We start from the raw sequence: 16,762 nt of genomic DNA, 5'->3' as shown, positions 1-16,762 counted from the left end.
GTCAGCGGCGAGCCCGCAGGGTATGGAAGGCGGCGCCGAGCGCGAGCACGCCGAAGCCGGCGAGGACGCTGCCCAGCGGCAGGTTGACCGCGAGCAGCAGGCACCCGGTCAGCCCGAGAACGGCGAGGACCCGGACCGGCAACCTCCGGTCCGGGTCGCGGCCCAGGGTGAGCGCGGCCGCGTTGGTGATCGCGTAGTAGACGAGCACCGTGCAGCTGGAGAAGCCGATCGCGCCGCGGACGTCGCCGAGCAGCACCACCACGATCACCACGGCGGCCACGGCCAGTTCGGCGCGGTGCGGCACCTGGTGGACCTGGTGCACGGCGGCCAGCGCACCCGGCAGGTCGCGGCGGCGGGCCATGGCGAGGGTGGTCCGGCCGACCCCGGCGACCAGGGAGAGCAGCACGCCGATGACGGCGATTGTGGCTCCGGCGCGGACCACCCAGGCCAGGCCGGGCAGCCCGGCGGCGGTCACCACGTCGACAAGGGGCGCGGCGGACCCGGCCAGCCGGTCGGCGCCGAGCACGCCGAGCGTGACCACTGCCAGCACCAGATAGATCGCGAGGACCGCGCCGAGCGCCAGCGGCACGGCGCGGGGGATGGTGCGCTGCGGGTCGCGCACCTCCTCGCCGAGTGTGGCGATCCGCGCGTACCCGGCGAACGCGAAGAACAGCAGCCCGGCGGCGGTGAGCACGCCCCGCGCCGAGCCGCCGGGGTCGGTCAGTCGATCCAGGTGCACCGGCCCGCCCGCCACGCCGACGACCGCGACCAGGGCCAACACCGCGAGCACCAACGCGACCAGAACCTTCGTGGCGGTGGCCGTCTTGCCGATGCCGCGCAGGTTCACGGCTGTCACCGCGAGCACCGCGACGACGGCGACGAGTCGGGCCTGCCCCGGCCACAGGTACGCCCCGATGGTCAACGCCATGGCCGCGCAGCTCGCCGTCTTGCCGACCACGAACCCCCAACCGGCCACGAAGCCGGCGAACGGCCCGAGGCGTTCTCGGCCGTAGACGTAGGTCCCGCCGGACTCCGGATAGCGGGCCGCCAGCCGCGCCGAGCTTGTCGCGTTGCAGAAGGCGATGAACCCGGCCAGCACCAACGCCGGCAGCAGGCCGGCGCCGCCGGCCGCCGCCGCGGCCGGCCCGAAGACCACGAAGACGCCCGCACCGAGCATCGAGCCCAACCCGATGACAACCGCATCGGGTACGCCGAGCCGCCGCGCCAGTCGATCCACGGACCGAAACCCTAGGGGTACGAGGTGAACGGCCGGTCCCATTCGCGTAACCGACCGGGGAGCGGCAGATCGTCCCACGGCACCCGGTGCAGCACCCGGTCCAGCAGCAGCCCGAGCAGCAGCCCGGCCACCGAGTCGGTCAGCCAGTGCCAGCCGAGGTACGTGGTGGTGGTGAGGACGACGAGCGGCGGCACCACGCGGATCACGGTGACCAACCGGGCCGGAAGCTGCCGGCCGAAGCTGCGTGCGAGCGGGGCGAGCAGCAGCGCGATGACGCCGTACCAGACGATGGCGTTGGCGACGTGGCCTGACGGGTAGGACTGGGCGAACCGGACCGGCAGGTCGTCGTGGAACAGCGGCAGCGTCTGCTCGGGCGGCAGGAACGGCTCCTTGACACTGGCGCTCGGCGCTGCCCGCGCGGTCCACACCTTCAGCGGACCGATCGTCAGGTAGGTCAGCACGAACCCGACCACCGGCGGCAGGATGGGCCGCACCGACCGCAGCCGGACGGCCAGCAGCACACCCAGCCCAGCCGCGATCAGGGTCAGTGGGGTGCCCTGGCCGAGCAGGTTGAACACCCGCGCCACCCAGTACGCCACGGTCGGCCGGTGCCCGTCGGCCCAGTCGGCGACTGCCCGGTCCAGCCCGAAGAGCTGGTCGGCGGCGAGCGCGACGGTCAGCCCGACCAGTCCGGCCAGCAGCAGCGCGTCGAACCACCAGCCGGCCGGGCAGACGGGACGCAACCGCAGCTCACGACGTACCCCAGTGGTTTTGAGCACGCGACCACGCTACCGGCCCCCGGCGAGGCCGGGGTGTCCGGCGCTGTGGGCCGAGCCACGATGTGAGGCGGAGGCGGGGTGCGAGGCGTCATGCTTGTGCCCGTGCGGATCACGTCTGCCCTCGTGGACCCGGCGCTGCTCGACCTGCCCTGGTCGACACCGCTGGAGGAGTGGCCTGCCCAGCACCTGGTCGCGCTGCCGCAGGGCATCTCCCGACACATCGTCCGGTTCGTCCGGTTGGGCGAGTACGTGTACGCCTTCAAGGAGACCCGCGAGCGGATCGCCGAGCGGGAGTACGACCTGCTGCGGGCGCTGGAGCGGATCGACTTCCCGTCGGTGGAGGCGGTGGCGGTCGTCGCCGACCGGCAGACCGAGGACGGGGAGCCCCTCGAATCGGTGCTGATCACCCGGCACCTCCAGTTCTCGCTGCCGTACCGGGCGCTCTTCTCGCACACGCTGCGCCCCGAGACGATGAGCCGGCTGCTCGACGCGCTCGCCGCCCTCATCGTGCGGATGCACCTGACCGGTTTCTTCTGGGGCGACTGCTCGCTGTCGAACACGCTGTTCCGCCGGGACGCGGGCGCCTTCGCCGCCTACCTGGTGGACGCGGAGACGGGTGCCCTGCACAACTCGCTCTCCAACGGGCAGCGCGGTGAGGACCTGGAGATCGCCCGGGTGAACATCTTCGGTGAGGCGTTGGACCTCCAGGCCGCCGGCCTGCTGCACGAGTCCATCGACCCGGAGGTGGTCTGCGAGGAGGTCGTGCAGCGCTACGAGCGGCTGTGGCACGAGATCACCTACGAGCAGGCGGTCGAGCGGGAGGCACGGCACGACATCGAGGGCCGGATCCGCCGCCTCAACGAGCTGGGCTTCGACGTGGCCGAGGTCGCCATGTCGACGATCGAGGACGGGCGCTACCTGGTCCGGCCGAAGGTCGTCGACGCCGGCTACCACACCAGGCGGCTGCTGCGGCTGACCGGCCTGGATGCCGAGGAGAACCAGGCCCGCAAGCTGCTCAACGACCTGGACGCCTACCGGGCGGAGAGCGACCTGACCGACGAGCAGCAGGCCGCGCACCGCTGGCTCACCGAGGTCTTCGAGCCGGTGGTCCGGGCCGTCCCCGCCCATCTGCGCCGCAAGCTGGAGCCGCAGGAGCTGTTCGCGCAGATCATCGAGCACAAGTGGTTGCTCTCCGAGAGTGCCGGCCGGGACGTGGGCATGCGCCACGCGGTCCAGTCGTACCTGTCCGACGTTCTCGTGCACCGTCCCGACGAGCAGGCCATCCTCGGCGTCGAGGTCCCCAGCCTGAGCTGAGCCCCAGCCTGGTTGTCCAGGCCCGGTTGTTTGCCTCGTCGTTGTTTGCCTCGTCGGGCTCGGCGACCGGACCAGCTCCAAAGGCACTCTGGGCGCACTGTTGAGCTGCCCCAGAGGTGGGGCAGGGATGCGCGGCCATGCACCCACACGGAGCGTGTGACGTTGCGCCCGCCCCGCCCACCTGTCGGCTGCCCGTTCCTGTCCGCCGGCATGTGCCGCCGCCCGCCTGGTCCACTCTCGCCCGCCGGCGGCTCGCCCGTCTGTCTGCCCCGCCCGCTGTCTGCCCCGCCCGCTGTCTGCCCCGCTCGCTGTCTGCCCCGCTCGCTGTCTGCCCCGCTCGCTGTCTGCCCCGCTCGCTGTCTGCCCCGCTCGCTGTCTGCCCCGCCCGCTGGCTGCCCCGCTCGCCGGCTGCTCGCTCGCCGGCTGCTCGCCCGTGTGTCTGCCCCGAATCTGGGGCAGCTCGACAGGCCGGACAACAGGCACGGTGATGTTGACGGCACCCGGCAGGTCGGCCACCTCACCGCCCGGGCACTCGTCGAAAGCTCTGGCGTCACTCCACCCAGGAGCCTCCGCGCAGCACGCGCACCACGTTCAGGTCGTCGTTCAGCACCACCAGGTCGGCGCGCAGGCCCACCTGGAGGGCGCCGACCCGGTCACCGAGGCCGATGGCCCGGGCCGGGGTGGTGGCCACCATCCGGGCGGCGTCGGCGATCGGGATCCCGGCGTCCACGGCGTGCCGCAGAGCGGCGTCCATGGTGAGGGTGCTGCCGGCGATCGCGCCGTCGCGGGCCAGGCGCGCCACCCCGTCGGTCACGGTGACGCCCTGGCCACCCAGTTCGTACTCGCCGTCGGCCATTCCGGCGGCGGCCATCGCGTCGGTGATCAGCGCGGCCCGGTCCGGGCCGGCGGTCGCGGTCACGAACGTCAACATCCCGTCGTGCAGGTGCACCCCGTCGGCGACGAGTTCGCAGATCACCGTGGGCGCGTCGAGCAGCGCCACCACCGGCCCCGGCTCGCGGTGGTGCACCGGCCGCATCCCGTTGAACAGATGGGTGGCGACGCTGGCGCCGGCGGCGACGGCGGCCCGGGTCTGCTCGTACGTCGCGTCGGTGTGCCCCACCGCGGCCACCACCCGCTGGGCGGTGAGCAGCTTGATGGCCTCCAGCGCACCGTCACGCTCGGGCGCGAGGGTGACCATCCGGACCGCGCCCCGGCCCAGCTCGATCAGCTCGGACAGCTCGTCGGTGGACGGGTCACGCAGGTACTCCGGGTTCTGTGCCCCGCAGCGGGCCGCCGACAGGTACGGCCCCTCGAAGTGGACTCCCGCCAGCACACCCTCGTCGACAAGCGGGGCGAACGCCTCGGTGGCCGCGCGCATCAGCGAGAAGGGCGCGCTCACCAGGCTGGCCAGCAGCGTGGTGGTGCCGTGCGCCAGGTGGAAGTCGGCAGCCGCCCGGGCCTCGCCGGCGTCCCCGGTGGTGAACGTGTGCCCGCCGCCTCCGTGTGTGTGCATGTCGACGAAGCCGGGCACGATCCAGTGCCCGTCCCGCACCGACGGGTACTCGGCGACAGCGGTGATCCGGTCGCCGTCCCACTCGACGCAGCCCTGCCGGATGACACCCGTCGGGGTCACCACTCGGCCGTTCACCCGTACGGTCATCGTCTCTCCTGAGGGTCACGGACACCCACGGCGTCCAGGGCGAGCAGGGCGGCACCGAGGCAACCGGCCTCGTCGCCGAGGGCCGCCGCGACCAGGCGCGGCTCCCGGTGGAAGGTCATCCGTTCACGCAGCGCCACGCGCAGGGGGTCGAGCAGTCGGTCCCCGGCCTGGGCCAGGCCGCCGCCGAGCACGATCGTCGCCACGTCGAACAACGCCTGCCCGGTGGCCAGGCCGTCGGCGAGGGCCTCGACGACCTCCTGCCAGACCCGGGCGGCGAGCGGTTCGCCGGCCGCGGCACGATCGGCCACCTGGGCCGCGGTCACCGCGCCGTCGGTCGACCCGCCGGCCAGTTCGGCGTAGCGGCGGCCCACGGCGGAGGCCGAGGCCACCGCCTCCAGACAGCCCGGCCGCCCGCAGCCGCAACGCGGACCGTCCGGCCGGACCATGATGTGGCCGATCTCCCCGGCCGCGCCGTGCGCACCGATGGCGGCGACACCGTCGACCACGTGCGCGGCGGCGATGCCGGTGCCGATCGCCACGAACAGCACATGTCCGGCGCCGCGCCCGGCGCCGAGCCGTGCTTCGGCGAGACCACCGACGCGCACGTCGTGGCCGAGCGCAGTGGGCAGGCCGAGCCGCGCCGTCGCCAGGTCCCGCAGGGGTACGTCCCGGAAGCCCACGTTCGCCGACCAGACCGCCACCCCGCGCGCCTCGTCCACCACCCCGGGCACGGCGATGCCCACCGCGACCGGGGTCGATCCGTCGGTGCGGGCCTTGTCGGCCAGACCTTCGGCGACGTCCAGGATGGTGCCGATCACGGCGGCCGGGCCGCGCGCCGCGTCGGTGGGATGCCGTTCGGTGTGTATCGCCACGCCGTCCGCGCGGACCAGGGCGCACTTCATGCCGGTGCCGCCGACGTCCAGCGCGACGACCACCCGGTCGGTGCCCGTGGTGTCGCCGTCGTTCACGGCGCGGTCTCGGTTCGCGACAGCGGGGTTCGCGAACCCGGCTCGCTCCGCACGCTCACGCCAGCACGACCGAGCGGGACAGGTGCCGGGGCGCGTCCGGGTCGAGGCCCCGGCTCGTCGCGAGCGCGACAGCGAAGCGCTGCGCGAGGATCAGGTCGGCCATCGGGTCGACCGGGGTACGGCCGGCCGACCAACTGCCCAGCACCGTGCGCCAGCCGTGCGTACGGCTGTGCACGAAGGCCGCGCCGGTGGCGGCGACGTCCTCGGGCAGCCCCTCGGGCAGTTCGCCGAACGCCCAGACGAGCCGGCCGGGTGCGCCGATCGAGATGGGGCCGTGCCGGTAGTCCATCGCCGGGTACGCCTCGGCCCAGAACGTCGCCGCCTCGCGGCACTTCAGTGCGGCCTCCTGGGCCAGGCCGATCGTCCACCCCCGACCGAGGAAGGTGGCCTGCCCGATGGTGGCCGGGTCGATCGGCAGCGGTGAACGCACCGCCACCTCGGCGTCGGCGGCGAGCGCGGTCACCGGGTCGCCGAGGTGTGCCCGCAGCAGCGCCAGCGCGGTGGTGGCGAAGCGGGTCTGCACCACCGACCGCTCGTCGGCGAAGGGCATGGTCACCGCGGCGGCGGCCAGGTCGACGGCCGGGGACGCCGGGTCGCCGACGATGACGGTGGTGGGCGTACGCCCGCGCAGCGCGGCCAGCAGCTCCAGTACCTCGGTGGTGGTGCCGGAGCGGGTGATGGCGATCAGCCGGTCGTAGTGGCGGCCGGCCGGGAACTCGGACGCCTGGAACGCGTCGGTCTCACCGTGGCCGGCCTGTTCGCGGCGGGCCGCGTACGCCATCGCCATGAACCACGACGTGCCGCAACCGACGACGGCGACCCGCTCGCCGGGGCGCGGCAGGTCACCGCGCACCACGCCGGCCAGTTCGGCGGCCTCCCGCCAGCAGTCGGGTTGGCTCGCGATCTCCGCGTCCACGTACGCCATGGAAAACTCCTCGCAGGGCCGATCGATGCGCAATACGGCTCGTAACACCCGCATTTCGCGCGTTATTCTGCGCGAAGTCGGGTGGTCGTGGCAACCGACCGGCCGATCGCGCAGACCGGTCTTTTGCGCCAGCCCAGTTTCGCGCACTAGTGTGCACGCAATCAATCACCGTCCGTGCAGTCTCTGGAGGGCCCCCGCGGTGGACCGGTACGCCAGATGGAACGCCCTGCTCGAGATGCTGACCGACAACGGCCGGGTCAGCGTCGAGGCGGCCGCCGAGCGGCTGGACGTCTCCCAGGCCACCATCCGGCGCGACTTCGACCAGCTCGCCCAGCAGCAGATGATCACGAGGACCCGCGGCGGCGCGGTCGCGAACGGCGTGTCGTACGACCTGCCGCTGCGCTACAAGACGGCCAAGCACTCGGCGGAGAAGCAGCGCATCGGTGCCGCCGCCGCCTCACTCGTCACCCCGGGGACCGTGGTCGGCCTGAACGGCGGCACCACCAGCACGGAGGTGGCCCGCGCGCTCGCCGTCCGGCCGGATCTCAACACCAGCGCCGAAGGCGCGCAGCTCACCGTGGTGACCAACGCGCTGAACATCGCGAACGAGCTGCTGGTCCGCTCCCGGATGAAGGTGGTGGTGGCCGGCGGGGTGGTGCGCCCGAAGTCGTTCGAGCTGGTCGGCCCGCTGGGTGGGGCGCTGCTGCGCGAGGTCACCCTGGACGTCGCGCTGCTCGGCGTCGACGCGATCGACCCGCAGCTCGGCGCGGCCGCCCACCACGAGGGGGAGGCGGCGATGAACAACCTGATGGTGGCCCGCGCCAAGCGGGTCGTGATAATCGCGGACTCGTCCAAGCTGGGCGGTCACGCCTTCGCCCGGATCTGCCCGGTCGACCGGGTCGAGACGCTGGTGACCGACAACGGTGCCGCGCCCGAGGTGGTGGAGGCGTTCCGGGCCGCCGGCGTACAGGTCATCTGCGCCTGAGCGGTCACGCTCCGTCTATCTGACAGCCCGTACGGCGCGTCGATGCATACCCGGTATTGCGCGCGCCTGCATACCGCGTATGGTGTCGGCTGTCACGCCCACCATCGGGGGAGGTGCAGCTTGCCAGCTGTCCTGGAGATCGAAGGTCTACGTAAGACGTACAAGAGTCGTCGACGCGGCACCCGCAACGCGCTCGACGGCTTCGACATGCGGGTCGACGCGGGGCAGGTGCACGGCTTCCTGGGCCCCAACGGATCCGGGAAGACCACCACGCTGCGTACGCTGCTCGGCCTGATCCGGCCCGACGGCGGTCGGATGACCCTGCTCGGGCACGAGGTGCCCGACGCGCTGCCCACCGTCGCCGGCCAGGTCGGCGCGATCGTGGAGAGCCCGCAGTTCTTCCCGCACTTCTCGGCACGGGACACGCTGTCCCTGCTAGCCGGTGCCGGTGAGGTCCCGATCAGCAGGGTCGACGAGGTGCTGGAACTCGTCGGGCTGCGGGACCGGGCCGGCGAGCGGGTCAAGACGTACTCGCTGGGCATGAAGCAGCGGCTCGCCGTCGCCTCCGCCCTGCTGAAGAACCCGAAGCTGCTCATCCTCGACGAGCCGGCGAACGGCCTCGACCCGGGCGGCATCCGGGAGATGCGCACGCTGATGCGGACCCTCGCCGAATCGGGGATGACAGTGGTGCTGTCCAGCCACATCCTCGGCGAGATCCAGCTGATCTGCGACTCGGTCACCATCATCTCGTTGGGCCGGCGGGTCGCCTTCGGCCCCGTCGACGAGGTGCTCGCCCAGCACTCCTCAGGCGCGGTCCGGGTCCGCCTGGAGGCCGTCAGCGACCTGCCCGCCGCCACCGAGGCGCTCACCCGGGCGGGGATCCGGGTCACCGGGCACCCCGACCACCTGATGCTGGCCGGCGTCGACAAGCCGGCCTCGGTGACGCGACTGCTCGCCGAGCAGCACCTCTACGTCAGCGAACTCGCTCCGATCGCCGTCGACCTGGAGAGCGTCTTCCTCGAACTGACCGCAACCGCACCCGTACCCGGCCAGCATCGGCAGGTCGACGAGTCGATGAAGATCGGTGGGACGGGTCAGCCCGGCGCCACCGCGGGAGGGTGGGGCGCGTGAGCCTCTTTCGTACCGAGCTGCGCCGGCTCACCAAGCGGCGTTTCACCCGATACATGACGCTGCTGGGCCTGCTCGTGCTGGCCGCGGTGGTGGTCGGGGTCTTCTTCACCAACCAGAAGATCGGCGCCGACCAGCTCGCCAAGGCCGAACGGCAGGCCGAGCAGCAGTACCAGGAGCAGGTGCGGTGGAGTGAGCAGGAGCGCTCGGCGTGCGAGCAGGCCAAGAAGGCCGGCACGGCGAGCGACGGCCGCTACCCCGACGACTGCTCGATGATCTCGGCCCCGTCCCGGGAGCAGATCGAGGCCGAGTGGTTCCTGCCGTCCACGTTCAACTTCCGGGAGACGTTCGACGAGACGCTGGTCCCGTTCGCGGCGATCCTCGCGCTCGTCGGCTTCGTGGTCGGCGCGTCCTTCGTGGGCGCCGAGTGGAGCACCGGCGGCATGATGAACCTGCTGCTCTGGCGGCCCAAGCGGCTCACCGTACTGCTCACCAAGCTGGCCGCGCTGCTCACCGGCATCCTGGCGGTGACGCTGCCCGCCGCGGTGCTGTGGTTCGCCGGGTTCTGGGCGGTCGCCAACTTCCGGGGCAGCACCGAGAAGATGACCTCGGGGGCCTGGCAGTCGTTCGCCCTGACCGGGTTGCGGGGCGTGGCACTCGTGCTCGTGCTCACCACCATCGGGTTCGCGCTGGCCTCCCTCGGTCGGCACACCGCGATGGCCCTGGGCGGCGTCGTGGCCCTGATGGTGGTCGGCCAGTTCGGCCTGGGCATCCTGCTGTCGATGGCGAGCGTGAAGTTCGCCGAGGCGTGGTTGCTGCCCACGTACGCGCTGGCCTGGATGACGAAGACGGTCACCCTCCAGAACTGGGACTCCTGCAACGCCACCTACTACGGCGAGTGCAAACCGGAGACGATGGACATCACCTGGCAGCAGTCGTCCGCCCTGTTCTCGATCGGTGTGGTGGTGATCCTCGGCGCGGCCCTGTGGGCCATGCGGCGACGCGACATCTCCTGACCGATCGGCTACGAAGGCCCCCGGCTCCCCCCGGGGGCCTTCGCGCATCACAGGGCGCCGCGCCGGCTGCTGCGACCCGGGTCCTCCCTGGCTAGGCTGAGCGAATGTCCGCCGACGCCAACCCGACCACTCCCGAGCCGTCCACCGACGCTCGTCCGGGTGACGTCGCCAGTGGCGTCGGGCCGACCGTCCCGACTCCGCGACCGGTACCGCCGATCGAGACCGCCGACGAACCGGCGCGGCCGGACGGGCCCGCCGACGAACCGGCGCCGGGCGACCCCGCCGACACGGCCCCCGGGCTGACCGAGCGCGAACGGGCCATCCTCGCGTTCGAGCAGCAGTGGTGGCGGCACGCCGGCGCGAAGGAGCAGGCCGTGCGGGACACCTTCGGCGTCTCCTCGACCCGGTACTACCAACTGCTCAACGGGCTGCTCGACAACCCCGCCGCGCTCGCCGCCGACCCGGTGCTCATCGGCCGGCTCCGCCGTCTCCGCTCGTCGCGCGCCCGCAACCGTCGCCGCTGACGCCCTGTTCCGCCGTTCGTCCCGTTGCGGCTCCGGTGCCGGTCTTCGCAGCCGGGGCCCACCGCATGGCGACCCGCCAGGCGGGTAGGCGGTAGGCGTTCCGGGGTCGCCAAGCGACCGAGCACCCAGGAGGGGAGCGGAGCATGACGACAACGAATCAGAGCGGACGCGGCCAGCAGGCCCGACAGGAGGCCTCCCGCGTCAGCCACCAGGCCACGCAGGCCGGCGGTCAGGTCGCCCAGACCGCCGCCGCGCAGGGCGGGCAGGTTGCCGCCGAGGCGCGACGACAGGCGCAGCAACTCACCGGTCAGGCCACCGGACAGCTGCGGGAACAGGCACAGACACAGCAGAAGCGGGCCGCCGAGGGCCTGCGGGACCTCGGCCGTGAACTGGGGTCGATGGCGGAACGGGACGGCGACTCCGGGCTTGCCGGTCACGCCGTACGCCGGGTGGGCGACGCCGCCCAGCAGGCCGCCGGCTGGCTCGACGAACGCGAACCCGGCGAGGTTCTCGACGAGGTACGCACGTACGCGCGCCGCCATCCGGGCACGTTCCTGGTGGGTGCGGCCGTCGCCGGACTGCTGGTCGGGCGGCTCACGCGTGGTCTGACCGGGTCGGCCTCCGGCAACGGTGGAATCGGGAGCGCGGGCGGCGGCGTTCAGCCCTCGCCGCAGGGCGCCCCGGTGGACACCGGTCAGCAGCCGTACGTCGGGACGGCGCGGGCGCAGAACGTGTCGCCCGCCGGCCGGCCCCAGTCGGATCTGCCCGGTGGGGTGGCGCCGTGAGCGCCCCGGAGAAGGAACGGACCCAGGCATCGGTCGGCGACCTGCTGGGCGACGTGACCCGGGACATGTCCACTCTGGTGCGCAAGGAGGTCGAGCTGGCCAAGGCCGAACTCCGCGAGGAGGTCAGCCAGGCGGGCAAGGCCGGCGGCATGTTCGGCGGTGCGGGGCTGGCCGGGTTCCTGGCCGTGCTCTTCGTGTCGTACGCCGTCTGGTGGGGGCTGTCCAACACGATGGACCAGGGATGGGCGGCGCTGATCGTCGCGATCATCTGGGCGGCCGTCGCCGGTGGCCTCTTCCTGAACGCCCGTACCCAGATGAAGCGGGCACGTGCCGTTCTGCCCCGGACGAAACAGACCGCCCGGGAGATGCCGGACGCCCTGCGGGGCCGCTGAACGAGTCGGAAGGGAACAGGTCATGTCCAGTGATCCGGATCGGATCCGGCGGGAGATCGAGACCACCCGCAACGAGTTGAGCAGTGACGTCGACGCCCTGGCCGACAAGGTCAACCCGCGTCGGATCGCCGGTGACAGCGTCGGGCAGGCTCGCGGCGCGCTCACCCGAGCGAAGGAGAAGATGATGGGCAGCTCCAACCACCTGGGGCAGGAAGCGGGCCAGCGGATGTCGCACGCCGCCGGTTCGGTCCGGGGCGAGACCCGGTCGCTCGGGCAGCAGTCGCTCGAGCAGGCCCAGGGCAACCCGCTGGCCGCGGGGATCGTCGCCTTCGGCGTCGGCCTGCTGGCCGCCTCGCTGATCCCGGCGAGCGGGCGGGAGCGGCAGCTCGCCGGCCGGGCCCGCACCATGGTCAGTGAGCATTCCGACGAGCTTCGCCAGCAGGCGAGCCAGGTCGGCCACCAGGTCCAGGACAACCTGCGGGAGCCGGCGCAGCAGGCGGCCCAGTCGGTGCGGTCCACCGCCCAGCAGGGGATGTCCGCGGTGCGCGACCAGGGCCGTTCGGCCGCCGGCCAGGTGCAGGGGGAGGCGCATGTGGCCGCCGACAACCTCCGGCAGCGCTGACCCGATCGGCGCGGCGGGGTCGGCGCCGGTGATGCGGGTACGCTCCGCGTCCGCGCCGGCCCCGGGCCGTGCCGTCAACGAGGACCTGGTCTTCCGGTTCGGTCCGCTGGTCGGTGTCCTGGACGGCGCGACGGTGCCGGAGGGCTTCGACACCGGATGCGTGCACGGGCCGGAGTGGTACGTCCGGCACCTGGCCGCCCGGCTGGGTGTGGCCGAGGCGGTCCGGCCGGCGGCCCGGCTGACCAGCAACCTGGCCGCGGCCATCCTCGCCGTGCGGGCGGACCACGGCGGGCAGTGCGACCTCGATCATCCGGGCACGCCGTCGAGCACCGTGTGCCTGCTGCGGGACTGCGGCGACCAGGTCGACTACCTGGTGCTCTGCGACAGTCCGCTGGTGCTTGACGCCGGTGGGCGGGTCAGCGTGGTGACCGACGACCGGCTGGAGACGGCGATGGCGGAGCTGCGCCGCACGGTCGCCACCGTGCCGGCGGGACCGGCCGACCCGGTCACCCGGTTCCGGCACGCGGTGGGTGTCCAGCGGGAACGGATGAACCGTACGCACGGCTACTGGGTCGCGGCGGCCGACCCGGACGCCGCGTTCCACGCGGTGACCGGCACGGTGCCCCGGCACGGGCCGGGGGCGGTACGCCGGGCGGCCCTGCTCAGCGACGGGGCGTCCAGCGTGGTGGAGCAGTTCGGCCTGACCGACTGGACCGGTCTGCTCGACCTGCTGAGCGCCGACGGGCCGGGAGCGTTGCTCGACCGGGTCCGTGACGCCGAGCGCGATCACCCGGACCGGCTGCGGCGACACAAGGCCACCGACGACGCCTCGGTGGTCTTCTGCGAGTTCTGAACCCCAGGTTCACCCCGACGGGTGACAACGGAGCGTGAGGAGGAACACCCAAGCCGCCCGACCGGCTGGGACCGTTGACCGGACCGCCACTGGATGTCCAATGGGGTGGACTTCGGCCGATGAGGGCGGCAGACTGCGGCACGTGGCGGGTGCGGTCCGGCTGGAGCCGGTGGACGAGCAGAACCTGGAGCCGTTGCTCTCCGTAGCGGCTGCCGAGGCCGAGCCGGATGACGTGATGCCTCCGGTGGAGGCTCCGGCAGGTTGGTCGCTCGCCCGCCGGGAGGCGTTCCGGGAGTTCCACAGGGCAAGCTTCGGTGGACTGGACGGCCCGACCGGTTCCCAGATGTACGCGATCCTCGTCGGCGGCGAGGTCGTCGGAATGATCCGGATGACCCGCTGTGACGAGCCGGGCACGGCGGAGACCGGGATGTGGCTGGGACGGTCGGCGCGGGGGCAGGGGATCGGTCCCGTCGCACTGCGCGAGTTGCTGAACGCCGCCGCGCGGGCCGGCATGCGGGCCGTGGTCGCCGAGACGACCCCGGACAACGTCGGCGCGGTGTCCGTACTCGAGAAGTGCGGTGCGAAACTGCGCGAGGACGGCGGCAAGGTGCACGCCGAGATCTGCCTGGACTCGACCCCTCCCGCCCTCTGAGCGCGGATCACCCGACGCCGTAGGCAACCCCCTGGGCGCGTCGGGAGGTCAGCCCCGCTCGGCGGCGTACGCGGCCAGCCAGGCGACCTGCGCCGGATCCAGCGATGGACGTACCCGTCGTAGGGCCGTCGCCACGTGTGCGGCGGTGACAGTCGCGGCGGTCAACGACTCGCGCATCGCGGCGAGCGCCGCCTCCCGGACCAGCGCCGCGCAGTCCGCAGCCGAGAACCCGACCAGGTCGTCGCCGAGGGCGGCCAGGTCGACGTCGGGTGCCAGCGGTACGTGCCGGGAGGTGGCCCGCAGGATGTCCGCCCGCGCGCCCGCATCCGGTGGCGGCACGTAGACCAGCCGCTCCATGCGCCCCGGCCGCAGCAGCGCCGGGTCGACCAGGTCCGGCCGGTTCGTCGCGCCGACCACCACCACGTTGCGCAGGGTCTCCACCCCGTCCAGCTCGGTGAGCAGCGCGGCGACGACCCGGTCGGTGGTGCCCCCGTCGGTGGCCTGGCCGCGTACCGGCGCGAGCGCGTCCACCTCGTCCAGGAAGATCAGCGTCGGGGCCGCCTCCCGGGCCCGACGGAACAGCTCGCGTACGGCGCGTTCGCTCTCGCCCACCCACTTGGAGAGCAGTTCCGCGCCCTTCACGGACAGCACGTTCGCCCGCCCCGACCCGGCCAGCGCGGTCACCAGGTACGTCTTGCCGCAGCCGGGCGGCCCGTAGAGCAGCACGCCGCGCGGCGGTTGCACGCCGAGCCGGGCGAACGTGTCCGGGTAGGTGAGCGGCCACAGCACCGACTCGGTCAACGTCTGCTTGACCTCGCCCAGGCCACCCACGTCGTCGAGGGTCACCGAGGCCACCTCCAGGGTGGACGCGGCCATCGTGGTCGGCCGGACCACCTCCAGGGCGGCGGTGAAGTCAGCCATCGCCACCGTCGGCGTCTCGGCCACCTTCTGCCGCAGCGCCGCGCGTACCCCGGCCTCACGGACCAGCGCGGCCAGGTCCGCCGCGACGAAACCGGGGGTACGCGACGCCACCTCGTCCAGCCGTACGTCGTCGGCCAGCGGCACCTGGCGGGTCAGCACGGTCAGCTGTTCGCGGCGCAGCGCCGGATCGGGCAGCGGGATGCTGATCCGCAGCGACAGCAGGTCCGGCGCGCGCAGGGCCGGGTCGACCGCCTCCGGTCGGCCGGTGGTGCACACCACTGCGGCGCCGGCCCGGATGGTCTCCGCGAGCACCTGCCGGAACACGGTCGCCACCGGGCCGGGCTCGTCCGCCGGGGCGAGCGCCTCCACGTCGGTGACCAGCAGCACCGCCGGCCCGTCGGCGCGTACCGCCGTCGCCGCGGCCCGCAGCCGGTCCGCGGCGGCCTGGTTCGTGAGCGCGGCCACCTCGGGCGCCCACAGCGGGTGCACGCGGGCGCCAACGCGGGCCGCGACCGCCCGGACCAGCGCCGACTTGCCGGATCCGGCCGGCCCGCCGAGCAGGACGCCCAGCGAGATCGTGGTGCCGAGCCGGCCCAGCACCTCGCGATGGTGGAAGCCGAGGTCGAGCAGTTCGGTCAGCTCCTCGGCCTGGGCGCGCAACCCGGGCAGCTCGTCCACGTCCGGCGTGTCGTCGTCCGGTGCGACCGTCGGGGCCCTGTCGGTCGCCCGGACCGGAGCGGCGGCGGACGGCACGGGCGTGTCGTGGGTGACCGGGCCGTGCTCCCAGCCAACAAGCGTGTCCATGGTGACTAGCGCACCCGCCGTCGGCTCCACGGCGACCACGGTGAGCAGGGTGCTCGTCCAGGCGAGGCCGACGGTGTTGGCGAGACTGCGCCGGGCCGCCTCGACCAGGCTTCGTACCGAGGCGTCCGGCAGCACGTCCTGCGGCAGCAGCGACACGTCGTCGCCCACGGTGACCACCTTGCCGAGCAGGGCGAGCCGCAGCATCTCCGGGCTGACCGCCGCCACCACACCGACCGGGCCGCGCAGGACGACCCGGCCCGCCGCCGCCAGCGGTGCCGGGCTCACCCGTACCTGCCCGCCGTCGCGCAGACCGAGGTTGCCCAGCGTCAGGTCGTCGGCGTACAGCAGGGCGGCGCTCGCGCCCGGGTCGGCGGCGGCGACGATCCCGGCCGTCTCCCGGCGACCGCTCAGCCGGACCGGATCACCGGGGCGCAGCCCCAGCGCGGTCAGCGCCTCCGGGTGCAGCCGCACGATGCCACGTCGAGCGTCCAGGGCGGCCGGTCGAAGGCTCGCCAGCAGGGTCAGGTCGGGTTGCGCCACCGCCCGACCGTAGCCGCCCGTGGCGAGTCCCGCGCCGGGTCAGCGCCGTGGGTCCAACTCGTCGAGCAGCGACGGGTCCCGCCGGATCAACTCGGCCAGGCGGGCCGCCGGGTCGGGGGACAGGCCGTCCGGGCCCGGTGCCCACGCCGGCACCGTCCGCCCCGACATCGGCCAGGCCGGCGGAGATTCCAGCGGCGCCGCCGCTGGCTCCGGGCCGACCGTGACGTGCGGGCCGTCCCAGGACACCCGCAGCGGGTACGTCCGCCCGGCGTGCTCCACCCGGACGGTCACCGCCAGCCCCGGGTGAGCGCCGACGATCTGGCGGACCGCCTCGGCGACCTCCTCGACCGGACCCCATCCGGCCGGCTCGTCGGGGACGTCCCGCCCCGCGTGCCGCCCCGGCCCGGTGTCGCGGGGTTCGGTGTGGCCGCTCGGGTGGTGGGTCGGGTCGCCGGCCGGTTCCGGCGGTGGTGTGCTGTCGACGCGGTCGTTGGCCCGCCGGCGCAGCGCCTCCTCGCGCCGAGCCAGTCGGGCCAGCGTCTCGTCCAGGTCGCCCCTCACCAGATCACCCCTTCCCGCCGCGGCCGGAGCCGGTCG

The 16,762-nt window shown here is 73.4% G+C and carries 17 protein-coding genes; 10 read left to right on the top strand and 7 right to left on the bottom strand.

The window, feature by feature from the left end; genetic code table 11:
* Position 1: 1 nt before the first annotated feature.
* A complete protein-coding gene (locus ABZS77_RS10245) occupies positions 2–1,237 on the bottom strand; it encodes an APC family permease (protein ID WP_354820240.1) in 1,236 nt (411 codons plus the stop codon).
* Between the two features lie 11 nt (positions 1,238–1,248).
* Positions 1,249–1,986: a phosphatase PAP2 family protein gene (locus tag ABZS77_RS10240; protein ID WP_354820493.1), complete on the bottom strand. Its 738-nt coding sequence runs from the start codon at positions 1,984–1,986 to the stop codon at positions 1,249–1,251.
* A gap of 120 nt (positions 1,987–2,106) precedes the next feature.
* On the opposite strand from ABZS77_RS10240, the gene ABZS77_RS10235 reads away from it, so the two are divergent.
* Positions 2,107–3,330, top strand: coding sequence for a DUF4032 domain-containing protein (locus ABZS77_RS10235; RefSeq protein WP_354820237.1), 1,224 nt, complete (start codon positions 2,107–2,109; stop codon positions 3,328–3,330).
* Between the two features lie 550 nt (positions 3,331–3,880).
* Here the strand turns inward: ABZS77_RS10235 and nagA are convergent.
* Genes nagA through ABZS77_RS10220 form a run of 3 tightly spaced genes read right to left on the bottom strand, consistent with a single transcriptional unit; the run spans position 3,881 to position 6,943 of the window.
* Positions 3,881–4,990 carry an N-acetylglucosamine-6-phosphate deacetylase gene (gene nagA / locus ABZS77_RS10230; protein ID WP_354820234.1) on the bottom strand — a complete coding sequence of 370 codons (1,110 nt, stop codon included), beginning with the start codon at positions 4,988–4,990 and terminating at the stop codon, positions 3,881–3,883.
* Complete coding sequence (locus tag ABZS77_RS10225; protein ID WP_354820231.1) at positions 4,987–5,958, bottom strand: ROK family protein; 972 nt, start codon at positions 5,956–5,958, stop codon at positions 4,987–4,989. Before ABZS77_RS10225 ends, nagA begins: the two co-directional genes overlap by 4 nt.
* Before the next feature lie 55 nt (positions 5,959–6,013).
* Positions 6,014–6,943 carry a sugar isomerase gene (locus ABZS77_RS10220; protein WP_354820228.1) on the bottom strand — a complete coding sequence of 310 codons (930 nt, stop codon included), beginning with the start codon at positions 6,941–6,943 and terminating at the stop codon, positions 6,014–6,016.
* Between the two features lie 199 nt (positions 6,944–7,142).
* Between ABZS77_RS10220 and ABZS77_RS10215 the strand changes: the two genes are divergently transcribed.
* From ABZS77_RS10215 to ABZS77_RS10175, 9 genes are all read left to right on the top strand, one after another.
* Positions 7,143–7,928, top strand: a complete 786-nt coding sequence (locus ABZS77_RS10215) for a DeoR/GlpR family DNA-binding transcription regulator (RefSeq protein WP_354820225.1) — start codon at positions 7,143–7,145, stop codon at positions 7,926–7,928.
* A 120-nt stretch (positions 7,929–8,048) separates the two neighbouring features.
* On the top strand, positions 8,049–9,059 hold the full coding sequence (locus ABZS77_RS10210; RefSeq protein WP_354820222.1) for an ATP-binding cassette domain-containing protein: 1,011 nt from the start codon (positions 8,049–8,051) through the stop codon (positions 9,057–9,059).
* Complete coding sequence (locus ABZS77_RS10205) at positions 9,056–10,072, top strand: ABC transporter permease subunit (RefSeq protein WP_354820219.1); 1,017 nt, start codon at positions 9,056–9,058, stop codon at positions 10,070–10,072. Before ABZS77_RS10210 ends, ABZS77_RS10205 begins: the two co-directional genes overlap by 4 nt.
* 104 nt (positions 10,073–10,176) lie before the next feature.
* The gene (locus tag ABZS77_RS10200) at positions 10,177–10,596 is read left to right on the top strand and encodes a DUF3263 domain-containing protein (protein ID WP_354820216.1); all 420 of its coding nucleotides are present in this window, start codon (positions 10,177–10,179) and stop codon (positions 10,594–10,596) included.
* Between the two features lie 143 nt (positions 10,597–10,739).
* A complete protein-coding gene (locus ABZS77_RS10195; protein ID WP_354820213.1) occupies positions 10,740–11,381 on the top strand; it encodes a hypothetical protein in 642 nt (213 codons plus the stop codon).
* The gene (locus ABZS77_RS10190) at positions 11,378–11,773 is read left to right on the top strand and encodes a phage holin family protein (RefSeq protein ID WP_354820210.1); all 396 of its coding nucleotides are present in this window, start codon (positions 11,378–11,380) and stop codon (positions 11,771–11,773) included. The genes ABZS77_RS10195 and ABZS77_RS10190 overlap by 4 nt, the downstream gene beginning before the upstream one ends.
* Before the next feature lie 22 nt (positions 11,774–11,795).
* On the top strand, positions 11,796–12,395 hold the full coding sequence (locus tag ABZS77_RS10185; RefSeq protein ID WP_354820207.1) for a DUF3618 domain-containing protein: 600 nt from the start codon (positions 11,796–11,798) through the stop codon (positions 12,393–12,395).
* The gene (locus ABZS77_RS10180) at positions 12,364–13,248 is read left to right on the top strand and encodes a hypothetical protein (protein WP_354820204.1); all 885 of its coding nucleotides are present in this window, start codon (positions 12,364–12,366) and stop codon (positions 13,246–13,248) included. The genes ABZS77_RS10185 and ABZS77_RS10180 overlap by 32 nt, the downstream gene beginning before the upstream one ends.
* A gap of 142 nt (positions 13,249–13,390) precedes the next feature.
* Entirely contained in the window at positions 13,391–13,900 is a 510-nt protein-coding gene (locus ABZS77_RS10175) for a GNAT family N-acetyltransferase (protein WP_354820201.1), read from the top strand.
* Between the two features lie 48 nt (positions 13,901–13,948).
* On the opposite strand, the gene ABZS77_RS10170 is transcribed toward ABZS77_RS10175, so the two are convergent.
* A complete protein-coding gene (locus ABZS77_RS10170) occupies positions 13,949–16,165 on the bottom strand; it encodes an AAA family ATPase (protein ID WP_354820198.1) in 2,217 nt (738 codons plus the stop codon).
* A gap of 39 nt (positions 16,166–16,204) precedes the next feature.
* A complete protein-coding gene (locus tag ABZS77_RS10165) occupies positions 16,205–16,726 on the bottom strand; it encodes a hypothetical protein (protein WP_354820195.1) in 522 nt (173 codons plus the stop codon).
* Between the last annotated feature and the right edge of the window lie 36 nt (positions 16,727–16,762).

This window comes from Micromonospora sp. NPDC005298 (assembly GCF_040607375.1).
Taxonomy (GTDB): Bacteria; Actinomycetota; Actinomycetes; order Mycobacteriales; family Micromonosporaceae; genus Micromonospora.
The sequence above is the reverse complement of the archived record's forward strand: the minus strand, read 5'-3'. Positions and strand labels throughout refer to the sequence as shown.